At 68.3% G+C, this 13,043-nt stretch carries 11 protein-coding genes; 9 read left to right on the top strand and 2 right to left on the bottom strand.

Annotation, left to right across the window (positions count from 1 at the left end):
- Nucleotides 1-241 (bottom strand): nucleotidyltransferase domain-containing protein (locus tag AC0693_RS37720; RefSeq protein WP_478804455.1); only part of this gene is annotated, 241 nt, incomplete at its 3' end.
- 1,479 nt (nt 242-1,720) lie between these two features.
- On the opposite strand from AC0693_RS37720, the gene AC0693_RS37725 reads away from it, so the two are divergent.
- The 4 genes from AC0693_RS37725 to AC0693_RS37740 are packed head-to-tail and all read left to right on the top strand — an operon-like array spanning nt 1,721 to nt 5,107.
- Nucleotides 1,721-1,852 carry a hypothetical protein gene (locus AC0693_RS37725; protein WP_478804456.1) on the top strand — a complete coding sequence of 44 codons (132 nt, stop codon included), beginning with the start codon at nt 1,721-1,723 and terminating at the stop codon, nt 1,850-1,852.
- Nucleotides 1,853-1,897: 45 nt separating this feature from the next.
- The gene (locus AC0693_RS37730; protein ID WP_478804457.1) at nt 1,898-3,091 is read left to right on the top strand and encodes a tRNA lysidine(34) synthetase; all 1,194 of its coding nucleotides are present in this window, start codon (nt 1,898-1,900) and stop codon (nt 3,089-3,091) included.
- A gap of 1 nt (nt 3,092) precedes the next feature.
- Nucleotides 3,093-3,950: a TauD/TfdA dioxygenase family protein gene (locus tag AC0693_RS37735; protein ID WP_478804458.1), complete on the top strand. Its 858-nt coding sequence runs from the start codon at nt 3,093-3,095 to the stop codon at nt 3,948-3,950.
- Nucleotides 3,947-5,107, top strand: a complete 1,161-nt coding sequence (locus AC0693_RS37740) for a cytochrome P450 (protein WP_478804459.1) — start codon at nt 3,947-3,949, stop codon at nt 5,105-5,107. Before AC0693_RS37735 ends, AC0693_RS37740 begins: the two co-directional genes overlap by 4 nt.
- Nucleotides 5,108-5,372: 265 nt before the next feature.
- Here the strand turns inward: AC0693_RS37740 and AC0693_RS37745 are convergent, their stop codons facing one another.
- On the bottom strand, nt 5,373-6,086 hold the full coding sequence (locus AC0693_RS37745) for a carbon-nitrogen hydrolase family protein (RefSeq protein WP_469318460.1): 714 nt from the start codon (nt 6,084-6,086) through the stop codon (nt 5,373-5,375).
- A gap of 609 nt (nt 6,087-6,695) precedes the next feature.
- On the opposite strand from AC0693_RS37745, the gene AC0693_RS37750 reads away from it, so the two are divergent.
- The 5 genes from AC0693_RS37750 (at nt 6,696) to AC0693_RS37770 (ending at nt 12,629) form a co-directional block, all read left to right on the top strand.
- Nucleotides 6,696-7,277, top strand: coding sequence for a carbonic anhydrase (locus tag AC0693_RS37750; RefSeq protein ID WP_478804460.1), 582 nt, complete (start codon nt 6,696-6,698; stop codon nt 7,275-7,277).
- Nucleotides 7,278-7,285: 8 nt separating this feature from the next.
- Complete coding sequence (locus AC0693_RS37755) at nt 7,286-8,749, top strand: SulP family inorganic anion transporter (protein WP_478804461.1); 1,464 nt, start codon at nt 7,286-7,288, stop codon at nt 8,747-8,749.
- A gap of 301 nt (nt 8,750-9,050) precedes the next feature.
- Nucleotides 9,051-9,479, top strand: a complete 429-nt coding sequence (locus tag AC0693_RS37760) for an SRPBCC family protein (protein ID WP_468472392.1) — start codon at nt 9,051-9,053, stop codon at nt 9,477-9,479.
- Nucleotides 9,480-9,643: 164 nt separating this feature from the next.
- A complete protein-coding gene (locus AC0693_RS37765) occupies nt 9,644-10,312 on the top strand; it encodes a LysE family translocator (protein WP_478804462.1) in 669 nt (222 codons plus the stop codon).
- Nucleotides 10,313-10,562: 250 nt separating this feature from the next.
- On the top strand, nt 10,563-12,629 hold the full coding sequence (locus AC0693_RS37770; RefSeq protein WP_478804463.1) for a pectinesterase family protein: 2,067 nt from the start codon (nt 10,563-10,565) through the stop codon (nt 12,627-12,629).
- Nucleotides 12,630-13,043: the final 414 nt, after the last annotated feature.

Consider the following 13,043-nt stretch of genomic DNA (forward strand, 5'->3'; position numbering starts at 1 on the left):
GGTCGGCTTCGGAGGGCTCGTCGTGGAGAGCGAGCTGGAGGTCGAGGTCGGAGACTCCGGGGGTGGCGGTGCCGCGGGGGATGCTGCCGTAGAGGTAGACGCTGTGCAGGCGCGTTCTGCCGAACGTTTCGGTGATGTGAGCGCGGGCGGCATCGACGACGGGGAAGAACGCTGCCGGCACTCGGTCCAGTGCGCCTTCGCGTGCGATGGTTCCGTCGCGGTCCAGCCCTCGTTCATTCATGGGGTCACTGTGCCTTGGGCTGCTGCGTGTTGCCGAGCGGATTTCCGAGGCGGCGCGGCGCTCGCGAATCGCAATGCCCACGCATCCGCCAGCGGGCGGTGTAGCACTGACCCGCCAGGATGGATGGACGCGACCTCGCTGACCTTGTTCGTCACCCACCCGCGGCGCGCTGCGGCGGCAGGATGTGCTCGGGCTCATACCAGCCCGCGCCTCGCAACCGAATACCGCTGTTACCCTCTGCGACCGCTCCCCAAGATCTGCGCCAGAACCTCTTCGACGCGTACGACGCCCTACGGGGTGGTATCCGTTCAGATGGTGCACTGACAAGAAGTCGAGGGAGCACCCAGGATGCGGGCGTTCGGCGTGTCGATTGGGCTGATGGTGCGCATGCCTTGGCGCCGTCTTTCCGGGTAGGGCGGCGGGCAGACCCTGACCGCCCGTTCTCGATGATGAGGGCCAATCCGCTCGCGCCAGGTGTCGGGGCCCCGGGTGCGGATAGCGACGGAAAGCTGGCCGACCACCGCGGGGTTCGCCAGCAAGGTGCGCTATCACGCCGAGGACGTCCGCCGAGTGGCCCCGCAGGTAGCAGCCAAGCCGCTCAAGGGGCCGTCCCAGGTGCCGTGCTGTCTGTTGCTGATCACTCTGATAGCGGGACCGTTCGTGTGGCTGGTGGTACACATAGCGAGCGAGAGAGGGTGGAGCGGGTGGTGAAGGGGGTCCGCCGCAGGATCGGCTGACATCTGATCCGGACTGCACTCGCGGTCATGCTCGTTGGGCCAAGGTAGGTGGAGCGGTCACCCGTCGCCCGTGCAGGATGACGCCGAGCCGCCCTCACTTTCCATGGCCTCGGTCACCGCAGCGCCGCGACTTCTGAGTCGGCCCGGCCACGGCGGCGTCCCAGGGGACAGCTCAGCGTCCGGCCACTGAAAGAGGGCTGGGCAAAATTCGGAGCCTACCCGCCAGTAAGCGGGCGGAGCGGTTTCGGGGTTGATATTTCCGGCCGGGGATGACTCCGAAGTGGGGAACGCGGTGTTCCACCTGCAGGTCTGCTGCCCGGGCAGGCGGGATGATCCCGGCAACCTCGCCGAGGACAGCTGCGGGAGCCCACGGCACTGGCTCCCGGCGCGCTCCACGTCCAAGACCGCGCCCGTGATGTCGCAGGTCAGGGTCGGGCGGTCGGAGGAAATCCAGGGCCCGCGGCGCTCGAAACGCCACCTTCCGGGGCGCCACGGAGGGCAAATTCCTGCCGCGGGAACCCGCCGAATGTCCCCGGAATCTCTCAGGAGCAATACCCCCTCCCCGCAACTCCGACATCTCTGTGCACCATGCGCCCCGCCGACTTGCGGAAAGAGGAACCAGCCGATTTCTGGGTCTCGTCATGATCCTCGTAATCCGGTGCTACGGTGAGCCCCGGCTCACGGAGGGCCTTACTGTCGACCAGCCCTGGAGGCGTCGATGTTCATGGAAATCATGGATCGTATGGAAACCAAGGAAGACCTCGTGGCGGAAGATGTCGTCTTCGCCACGCTGCCGTCCCTCGGAATGGACCGGATGACCGCGGAGGGCGTCGAATTCGTCCTCTGCACCTCCGCGCTCACCGCCCAGGTCTGACCCCGGACCCAGACAAAGGAGCGGATAGTGTCGCGACACTTGCCTGTGCAACTCGAGGACGTACTCGGCACCCGCACCCTGGAGCTGGCGGACCTGACGATCGGTGAGCTGCTCGCCGCCAACCGCCTACCGGAGACCATGTTCCAGCCCTACGTCGTCAGGGGGGCCACCACGACACCGGTCCCCCTGACGACACGGCTGGACGACCTTCCCGAAGACGCCGAACGGCTCCTCGTGCGGGCCATCCGCAACACGCTGTTCCCCACGGTGCTGCCCACGGGCCGGGAACCCCTGGCACCCGCTGGCCCACCAGATGTGGGAACCGGCTTCCGCTCAGTGCGCACGGCGCCGGACGGAAGGGCGCGCGAAGTCCACGCCGTGGTGGGGCAGGACGAGGCCCGGAGCATCGTCGCCTCGCAGGTGGCCGAATTCGAGGAAAAGTACAAGATTTCCGCAGGCGGCTGCGTATTCGGAATATCCGGGGGCGGCGACAGCAACGCACTGGCTTACGGCCTGGCCAACTCCGTTCCACGGGACCGTCTCATAGCGTTCACCCTGGTATTCGGGGCCGTCTTCTCTCCGGAGGCCGCGGTTCGGGCGGGAGTTCTGTGTCAGGACCTCGGAATTGGCCACCGTGTACTGCGACCCGACGACATAGGCGAACTCCTCGGCGTCCGAACGTCGATGGACGACCTCTACAAGGATTTCAGTGACACCTTCACGCGCGAGGCGCTGCACTTCTTCGGTACCTTCCTGGTCCTGCGCACGGCGCGGAAACTCGCCGACGAGCAGGGCATGCGCGACCTGGCATTCGGATACAACCGTGAGGACCTGCTGGCCGAGGCCATGTTCATGGTGATGAACGGCCGACGTCCGCTTTCCTACCCGGTCCGCACTGTCGGCAGGCACCGCGTGGTGATGCCCGTATGGAAGGCCCCGAAGCTGCTCCTCGACGCCTGCCATCCGAATTTCAGCCTGGAGAACTACCGGGAGCGCGACCCACACACCACCCGTCAGCGGAGCCTCGCGTTCTTCCTCGCGCACGCCATGGACTCGGCCTATCCCTCCTTCGGGCTCAGCATGCTGACCGGGATGTCTCAGGCGTTCGACGGGGCTTGGGGCGAGGTCACCCACCACGAGGACCTGGACGTGTTCGTCACCGAACAGGCCAGCACACAGAGCATCCAACAGGTTCGCGAACTTCTGGCCCGGCACTTCGGGCCAGGGGCCGTGAACTGAGATGCCTCCTTTGCCCGTCCCGGACCTGCCCGTTCCCGCCCGCTGGGCGCGAGCTCTGGACGATTGGCCCGCGCGGTTGCCGTCACAGCTGGCGGAGGGGCTGGAGACCGCCCGTCGCTCGGGACGGCTCGACGCGCTGTGCCGGGCCGACGGACAGTACCCGGACTTCACCGCTACGCTCCGCGCGGCGCTGGCCGGATCCGCACGGAGCGTCACGCTGAGCTTCTCCGAACCCCGGTGGACGCTCGCCGTGGTATCGACTGTCGGCGCCCTGCTCGGGCACGTCGGGCAGCCGGCCGACCCCACGCTCGGCGGCTCGGTCTCCGAGGTACCGACCGGCGGGGCAGACCGCTACGAGCAGAACTGGCACACCGACAGCACCCCCTGGCTCACGCCCAATCGGTGGACTGTTCTCGGCCTGCTGCGTGAGGACCCCGCCCTGCACGAGCCCGCGACCGGCGTGCTGCCGTGGGAGGAGGTCGATGCGGCATGGCCCGGTGCGGCTGAGGCACTGCGAGTCCTTCGACACCACGAAGTGGCATGGCGTCTGCGCTACCCCGGGCTGGCCCAGCTCCACGCTCCGGTGCGGGGCGCCGTGCCGCGCTGGTTCCGCCCCGCGCTGGACGAAGTGATCGACGACGGTCCGCCCGCTGTGTCCCTCGCCTGCCGGTCGCTGGAGCGCGCGGTGGACGGGGCGACGCGCTGGTACGAGGCGGTGGTCGCCCCCTCCCGTGTGCTCGTCTTCGACAACCACGCCGTCTTGCACCGCGGCCCCGCCATCAAGGAGCCCAGCGCTCGTACGCTGCTGCGCTTCAAGGTTGGCGGGGCTCCCGGCTTGCCTGCGTCAGGACCCGCATGAGCCTCGGCCTCCGTTTTCCGGGACTGTCGCTGGCGCAGCGGCCTGAGCTCTTCGAGGCGATCAGGACGCACGGCACGGTGTCCGAGCGACGGGTATCGCCGTGCGCCTTCGGCGACGAGAGCGGCTGGCTGGTCTCGGACCTGCCCACCGCGCGCGACCTGCTGACCTCGTCCGCCGGGCAGAAGTCGAGGCCCGCACATTCTCAACGGCTGCTGGGGGGCGTTGGCGTCCTGCATGCCGATCAGGTACGCGACGTCAAAAGGCGACTGGTCACCGCCATGGGACACGAGGCCCGGCAGCGACATCTGCTTGCCGAACATCTCACGGCAGCGTTCCGGGGGTGGGAGTCGCCGCCGCAGCCGGGACCTCTCACCGAAGCTTTGTCCGCCTCCTTGCTCGCCCAGCTCACCGGACGGAGGCCGGGTGCGGTGGACGGTGGACGGCTCCGGGAGCTCGTAGGGACGAGCTGGGCGCGGCTGGAACGGCCTGCTGAACCGGCCGCTCACGGCCCCGGCAGCTCCGGCAGCTCCGGCAGCCCCGGCAGCCCCGAGGACGAGCTTGCGTCCTTCGTTCACGCGCTGGTCGAGACCTCGCGCTCCGGATTCACCCGGCACCTGCGCGGCGAGGGCTGGACCACGGCTCGCATCGCGGAGGAACTCCGGGCCATGGTCCTGGCGGGCTGGGGCAGTACGACGGCGGCGGTCCTCAGCGCCGTCGCCCTGCGTGTCGGCCCGCAGTGCATCCGCCAGGCCCTGGACGAAGTTCTCCGGATGTACCCACCGAGCTTCATGATCGCCAGGCGGATCGTGGAGCCGCGCCGGGCCTTCCCCTTCGCCGCGGGAGACCTGGTGGTCGTCAGCCCCTGGCTCATCCACCGGCACGGGCGGGCCTGGGCGCGGCCCGAGGAATACACCCCGCACCGATGGCTGACGACGCCGGGGCCGCACTGGTTCCTGCCGTTCGGCCTCGGACCGCGCAGATGCCCGGCCGCCACCTTTGCCCGCGCGCAGATCGCCGTGGCCGTGGAACTGTACGCAGACCGCTTCGCGCCGCCCGTGTCCGGCCGGTTGGCCTTGGTCGAGTCACGCAGCCCCGCCCTGGTCCCGCACTGGAACAATGCCCTACCCCGGAGTTCCGGTGCGGATGAGCCGAAGTAGCCCGGCGGGCAGGACCACGCCTCCACTCGGGGGCGGTCCACACTCGCAGAACCCTCCGTCCTCCGTCGCGCTGCATGTCTACTCGTGTAGTAGTTACGAGAGCGGCAGCGGATTGGAAAGTGGCACCGAGAGTGACGCTGCGCTCGCCATCCAGGCCGGATTCAGCCCCGGCCCGGAGCTCCTCGCTCTGGCCTTCGTCGACTGGGGCCGCCTACGGCGGTACCCCCCACCGTCAGCCGGCTGTGCAGGGCCGTCACCGCCCGGATCAGACGACCTGGGCGAGGACGTGGCCCGGTGACTGGGTGCCCGCGTCGGCGGTCCTCTTGCCGTCCGGGCCCCAGGCGCCGGCGGCGCCGCAGCCCACGCCGTCCTCGTTGCGGCCGAGGACGTTGGCGAGCACGACGTGGAGAGCGAACTCGCGGGCCCGCACCGGATAGACCTTCTCGAACGAGTCGTTGTCGGCGGAGATGACCGAGCTCGCCAGATAGACCGTGCAGCGGTCGGCGGCGGCCCGCTCGGCGAGTTCCGGGAAGCGGTTGTCGTAGCAGGTGGCCAGCGCGAACCGGGTGCCGTCCAGCTCGAAGCGGCCGTCCCTGCCGCCCGCCGCGAAGACCTCCTGCTCGATGCCGTAGAGGTGCTGCTTGTCGTACCGGGCGAGGAGTCCGCCGTCCGGACCGATGACAAGCGAGGTAATCGCGGGCCGGCCTTCCGCTGTCTGCACGGGAGCGTTGACGACCGCCGCGGCCGAGACGGCGCGGCACGCCTCGCGTACGGGTTCGAGGCGGGCGTCGTCCTCGGTGAGGACGAGGGAGGGGGTGTCCCGGATCAGCGTCGGCTCGTAGCCGGTCACGGCGAGCTCGGCGAAGACGACCATGCGGGCGCCGTCGGCCCCGGCTGCCCGGATGAGCCCGGCGATGGTACGGACGTTGGCGGCGATGTCCCCGGCGGCCGGGGCGAACTGGGTGGCTGCGACGATCATGGCTCCCATCATCGCTGCCGACCGGGCCGCCAGAACAGGGAGGGCTCCGACCCTCTCCGATGCAGTCTCGGCCGGCGTAGACGCAGACGCAGGCGGGCGCACGGCCCGTCAGACGCACAGTCGACCAACTGTGCGAAATCAAGGGTGAGTTCGCGCCAAGGAACCTCGCATTTTCGGGCTCTCTCCAGCTGGACACGTTGAGTTAATCGCGCAAACAGCTTCGCCGGGCTAGCGTATTCCTTGGCCAAGTCTTGACTTCGTCTTGGTCCGCTCTAGGGGTGTTGAAGCTAACGGAGGGGTGCGTATTGCGAGGTGTGACACGTGGGATCGAGCTCGCACTCCTTTCCGCCGCCCCCTTCGCTCCTCGCTCCCGCCGCGTGCGGCGGTATTCGCACCCGCGCACGGAGCTCGACGCACCTCGGTCCAAACCCAGTCCTGAATCGGACCACCTGAGGCGCCGCTCGTCGGCGGCCGTCACGGCGACAGCTGCTTCGGCGGGTCGGCAGACCCCCTCCGTGCAACCGGGACGGTCCCGGCGGCAGTTGAACAGCGCCTCCCCATGTCCTGCCCGTCCGACGCGCCGTTACGGCGCGCCAGGAGGAACCACGCATGCAGCCCCTCATCGACAACGCCCGCACGTTCGGACAGCGCCCTGAGGAGTTCGCCAAACTCGCCGAAGGCCAGTCCCCCCGGGTCCTGTTCATCACGTGCTCCGACTCCCGGGTCGTCCCCGCCCTGATCACCGGCGCCGCCCCCGGTCAGCTTTTCGAGCTGCGCACAGCGGGCAACATCGTGCCGCCGTACGTTTCCGAGCGGCCCACTTCCGAAGCCGCTACCATCGAGTACGCCGTGAATGTCCTCGGCGTCCGGGACATCGTCGTCTGCGGCCATTCGCACTGCGGTGCCTTCGGCGCTCTGGTGCGGGGCGACGACCTCGACCCCGTCCCCGCCGTACGGGACTGGCTCGCCTACGCCGCGGGCCCGCCGGCGGGGGCCGACCCCGACGACCCGGCGGTCGCCGCGTCCGTGCAGCACCATCTGCTCGCTCAGATGCTGCGCTTGCGTTCGTACCCCTGTGTGGAGAGGGGACGTTCCGAGGGGCGTCTGCGCCTGCGCGGCTGGTACTACGAGGTGCACACCGGGGCCGTACTCGAACACCGCGCGGACACCGACACCTTCCAGGCCCTGTGAGCGGCGCCATGAACACGGTACTCAAGTCTCCCCATTTCAAGCAGGACTTCGCCGCCTCCCTCGTGGTCTTCCTTGTCGCGCTGCCGCTGTGCGTCGGTGTGGCAGTCGCCTCCGGCGTCCCGGCCGAACTCGGCCTGGTCACCGGCATCGTGGGCGGCATCGTCGCGGGGTGCATGCCGGGCAGCAGCCTGCAGGTGTCCGGGCCGGCCGCGGGACTGACCGTGCTCGTCTTCGAGGCCGTCCGGCAATTCGGATTGGCCGCCCTCGGCGTGATCGTGCTGGGGGCCGGGCTGCTCCAACTCCTCATGGGTGCGCTCAAGCTGGGCCGCTGGTTCCGGGCCATCTCGGTCTCGGTGGTCGAGGGCATGCTGGCCGGCATCGGGCTGGTGATCATCGCCGGCCAGTTGTACGCGGCGGCCGGTTTGAAAGCACCCGCGTCCGGCATAGGCAAGATCGCCGGGTTGCCGGAGGCGTTCACCCGCGCGGTCGGCAGCACCGAATTCCTGGCCTCGCTCGGAGTCGGCGCCGCCACCATCGCGGTGATGGTGCTGTGGAAGCGGATGCCGAAACGGGCCCAAGCCGTACCGGGCGCGCTCGCGGCGGTACTGCTGGCCACGCTGGCCTCGCTGGCGTTCGCGCTGCCAGTAGCCACCGTGCAGGTGCAGGGACTGCTCGGCGCGATCCAGCCGCCCGGGGCCGACGCCTTCGGCCGACTGGCCCAGCCCGCCGTCTTGGGCACGATTCTCGCGTTCGCGTTGATCTCCTCCGCCGAAAGCCTGTTCAGCGCGGCTGCCGTGGACCGGCTGCACGACGGACCGCGCACCGAGTACGACAAAGAACTCATGGCGCAGGGCGCCGGCAACACCGTGTGCGGCCTGCTGGGCGCGCTGCCGATGACAGCCGTGATCGTACGCAGCTCAGCCAACGTTCAGGCAGGCGCCAAGACCAAGGCCTCACGCGTGCTGCACGGAGTGTGGCTGCTGCTGTTCGCGGCCTTCCTGCCGTCCGTACTGGAGCTGATACCGCTGCCCGCTCTCGCCGGCATCCTCATCTACGCGGGCTGGAAGCTGATCCCCTTCCGGCAGGTCGTGCTGCTGTGGACGGCGTACCGCGGTGAGGCCGCGATCCTCGTGACCACGGCCGTGGCGATCGTCGCTGTCAACATGTTCGAAGGCGTACTCATCGGTCTGGCGCTGTCCGTCGCCAAAACCGCCTGGCAGGCCTCGCACGTCAATCTTGAGGTCATCGACAAGGGCGCCGGCCCCGTCCAGGCGCGCCTTTCCGGCAACGCGACCTTCCTGCGGCTGCCCAAGATCGTCGACAGTCTTGAGGCGCTGCCCCAGAATCGTCCCGTGGAGCTGGACCTCTCCGGGCTGCACCACGTCGACCATGCTTGCCGCACGGCGCTGGAGAACTGGGCCGAGCGGCACAGCGCCGCCGACACGGAACCGGTGAGAGTCACCGCGCCGTAGCGGACACGCCGCCCCGCGGCTCGCGGCAACCGCGACGACAGCTCTGCTCCCCCCGCGACCATCATCGCGCCCTGGTTATCCGCACCGCGCGACCGCCGCCGCTGCCACGGTCCTCAGCGGTACCACCCGCTACGGCTGGGCAGCGCAGGAACGGTTCGGGCGGGGCGCTGAGTCTCGTGCGACGCTCGATGGGATGGGGGACGGTGAGAGGAGAGCAGTCCGGTATACCGGGAGCCATGAAACCCGCTCTTCCGGGTAACTGCATGGAACAAGTTGTTCCGTACGGAGGAGAAGAGAATCCATGACGTCCTCATTGCTCGAAGCTGTCGACATCAAGGCTCCGGTCTCGGTGAGCTGGGCCCTTTGGCAGGACGTCGAGCGCTGGCCCTCCTTCCTCAGCCACGTTCAGCACGTCGAGCGCATCGACGGCACCACGTTCGCCTGGCAGGTCTCCCTGCCCGGGGCCGACAAGCAGTTCGTGGCGGAGCTCACCGAGGTCATTCCCGAGGAACGCATCGCCTGGCGAACCTCCCAGGGCGTGCACCACGCGGGCGTGGTGACCTTCCACCGGCTCAGTGATACGGAGAGCCGGGTGACCCTTCAGATCGAGTACGACCCGAAGGGATTCGTCGAGCACTTGGGCGCCCTCACCAACCTCGACTCGGTCCTGGCCAACTACGATCTTGGCGAATTCCAGACCATGGCCGAGCGCGAAGCTGCCCGCTTCTGACCTACCGGCACCGCCTGTCTGTCAGTCCCGCCGGGCGGGACGAAGCTGGCGGCAGCATCCTCCATGCCGTGCATGAGCCGGGAAGCTCACAAGTTCGTTCAGCCAACAGCGTTCACCAACAGGCAGTGCTGAATGAGTCGTTCGTAGGCGCGGGGGGAGAACGGATGTCGGTTGACCTCGCCGGGTTCCTTGGTGTGGTGCTGGTGGCGTACCTCGTGCCGGGGCCGGACTTCCTCGTGGTACTCCGGTCAGCGACCGAACACCCTTCGAAGGGCCGGGCAGCGGCGCTGGGAGCCCAGGCCGGCTTGTGCGTGCACATGCTCGCCGCCGCCACCGGACTGTCGCTGATCGCCACTCGTTCCCCCATGGTCTACGACGCCATCAAGCTGCTCGGCGCGGCCTACCTCGTCTACCTCGGGGTACGGGCCGTGCGGGCCGCCCGTGTGCGGTCCGCCGACCAAGAGGCCAGCAGCGGCCCAGAGAACAGCGCAGCGCAGGAGGAATCCGCGGAGGCCGGACCGGTCCGAGGCCGGTGGCGGTCCGGCTTCACGCAGGGTTTCCTCACCAACGTACTCAACCCCAAAGCGGCCCTGTTTTTCATCAGCATCCTGCCGCAGTTCGTCAACGGTGGCGGATCGATGACCCGGCAGATCTTCCTCCTCGGCACCTGGGACGTCCTTGTAGGCATCGCCTACTGGTTCGCCTTGGTCGCCGTTGCCGCGCGGCTACGGGCGCTCCTCACCCGGCCGAAGGTCCGTCACCGCTGGGAGCTGACGACCGGATGGCTGTTCATCGGCATCGGCATCGGCATCGGCGTCGCCGCAATCGCTTGACCCCCGACGGGAGTGTTCACCACAGCAGGAGTAGACCCGACCCGCTCCCAGGGGCTCACTCCCGCTCGTGTGGCGTCAAGCGCGGGCAAACCACCCCGACCGGAGCCGTGGAACCCGGCGCCCAAGGGGGGCCGCTGGCGCCCCGGCTGTGGTGTTGTCCCACCAATGCGCAATCAACGGCAACCTTTCCCTCGGCGGCGGCAACTCGTGCAAGCAATGTCCGAGTTCGGTCACCGAGGTGGGCAAGACGATGGAAACGATCCAGTACAAGGCGCGGCACCGCAGGCGCACGCTCCGCAAGGCGGTGGGGATCCCCACGGCGGTGGTCCTCGCGGCCGGCATGGCGTACGGCGGAGCGGCAGGCTTGTTCGGCGAGGACGCCAAGCCCCAGGCGTCGGCGGCCGGGGCGGCGACGTGGGCGAGCGACATCGCCGATGGGTTCGCCTCCGTCAACTCGATGGGCCAGAAGGGCACGTACGGCGGACGCGACGGCGAGACCGTCACCGTGAAGACCCTCGCCGACCTGGAGAAGTACGCCACCGCGCCGAAGCCGTACGTCATCGTCGTGGCAGCGCAGATCACCATGGACCCGAAGGGGAAGGAGATCAAAGTCGCCTCGGACAAGACGATCGTCGGCTCTGGGACCTCGGGCCACATCGTCGGCGGCGGGTTCTTCCTCGGTCAAGGCGTGCACAACGTCATCATCCGAAATCTGACGATCCGCGACTCCTACCAGGACCGCTGGAGCGACAAGGTGGACGACTTCGACGCGATCCAGATGGATGGTGCCCACCATGTGTGGATCGACCACAACGATCTCAGCCGCATGGCCGACGGCCTGATCGACAGCCGCAAGGACACGACAAACCTGACGGTGTCCTGGAACCGGCTGCGGACCCACAACAAGGCGTTCGGCATCGGCTGGACGCCCAACACCACCGCCGACATCACGATCCACCACAACTGGTTCCACGAGACCGAGCAGCGGAACCCGTCCGCCGACAACGTCGCTCACGCGCACCTCTACAACAACTACCTGCAGGACGATCCGGGCACGGCCATCACCTCGTCCTACGGCAACTACGCCCGGGGCAAGACCAAGATGGTGCTGGAGAACAGCTACTTCGAAGGTTTCAGGAACCCCGTCATCAAGGACGACACCGCTGCCCTCGTCCAGCGCGGCAACGCCTTCGTCGGTACCACCGGCCGCAACGAACAGGGAGGCGAGGCGTTCGATCCGAAGACGTACTACAAGTACACCCTCGACACGGCTGCCGACGTGCCCGCACGGGTGAAGTCCGGTTCCGGGCCCCAGGCCATGATCGGTAGACCGGCCGGCGCCTCCGCCGGCGCGGGCGCCGCGGCCACCCTCACCGTGGCCAAGGACGGCTCCGGCCAGTACACCACCGTGCAAGCCGCCGTGAACGCCGTCCCGGCCGGTAACACCTCCCGGGTCGTCATCATGGTCCGCCCCGGCACCTACCGCGAACACGTCAAAATCCCGGCGGACAAGCCGTTCGTCACCATCCAGGGTTCGGGCCCCAGTCGGCACGACACCGTCATCATCTCCAACGCATCCACCGGAACCCCCAAGCCCGATGGTTCGGGCGACTACGGCACCGACTGCGCGGCGGTCGTAGCGCTGGCCGACGAATTCCAGGCCCGCAACCTCACCGTCTCCAACGACTTCGACGAGGCCGCGAACCAGGGCAAGGGCGGACAGCAGGCGCTGGCCCTGCGCACCGCTGCGGACAAGGTCGTTCTTGACGGTCTCATCCTCAACGGCGACCAGGACACGTTGCTGATGGACTTCGCAGGCAAGGACAAGGCCAGCCGGGTCTACGTCACCAACTCCTACATCGTGGGCAGCGTCGACTTCATCTACGGCCGGGCGACCGCTGTGGTGGACAGGTCCGTGATCACCTTGAAGAAGCGCTGGAACGGCGCTTCGGGCGGTTACATCCTCGCGCCCGGCACCCCGCCGGACCGCAAGGGCTTCCTGGTCATCAACTCGACCGTGAACGGTGACGTGTCCGACGGGAGCTTCCACCTCGGCCGCAACTGGCACGCGGGCGGAGACGCGAGCCTCCGGCCGCAGGCGACGGTGCGCAACACGTACCTCCCCACAGCCATCAAGGCCACCCCGTGGAGCGACATGGGCGGCTTCTCCTGGAAAAAGGACCGGTTCGCCGAGTACAAGAACACCGGGCCCGGCGCCGGCAGCGCAAGCAGCGACCGCCCGCAGCTGACCGACGCCCAGGCTGCCGACCAGGAGATCGCCGACTGGCTGGGCAACTGGACACCCAGCGCCTCCTGAAGCCCAGGATCCGGCGCTCCCTCGGGAGCAGCCCGGAATGCTCCCTGGTCTTGAGCCAGCCGGTCACCTGTCAGCCTTGTCACTCGTCACCGGCAGGGCCGATTACCTGACGGACAGCCTCACGGAAATCTGTCATGACGGAAGTAGACATCTGCCGTTCAGGTGGCTATGGTTTCTCTCGTAGCCAGAGAGATCGCAGGGCCCGGCAGAGATGTACTGCCGGGCAGCAGTACCCGCAGTACAGGAAGTGCAGTGCAAGTAGAGCGGTGTGGTCGCGGAGTATCGAAGCCATGGCTTGTGCAGGACGGCGACGGGACTGGCGGCTGGACCGGGCGGCCCGCAGTGATCAGGGGCTGCCGTGAGCGGTACCTCGGTGAAGGCGTCGGCTGCGGGCGCGCACCGGGAGGTTCGGCA

It is taken from the genome of Streptomyces sp. NPDC043876 (assembly GCF_056435825.1).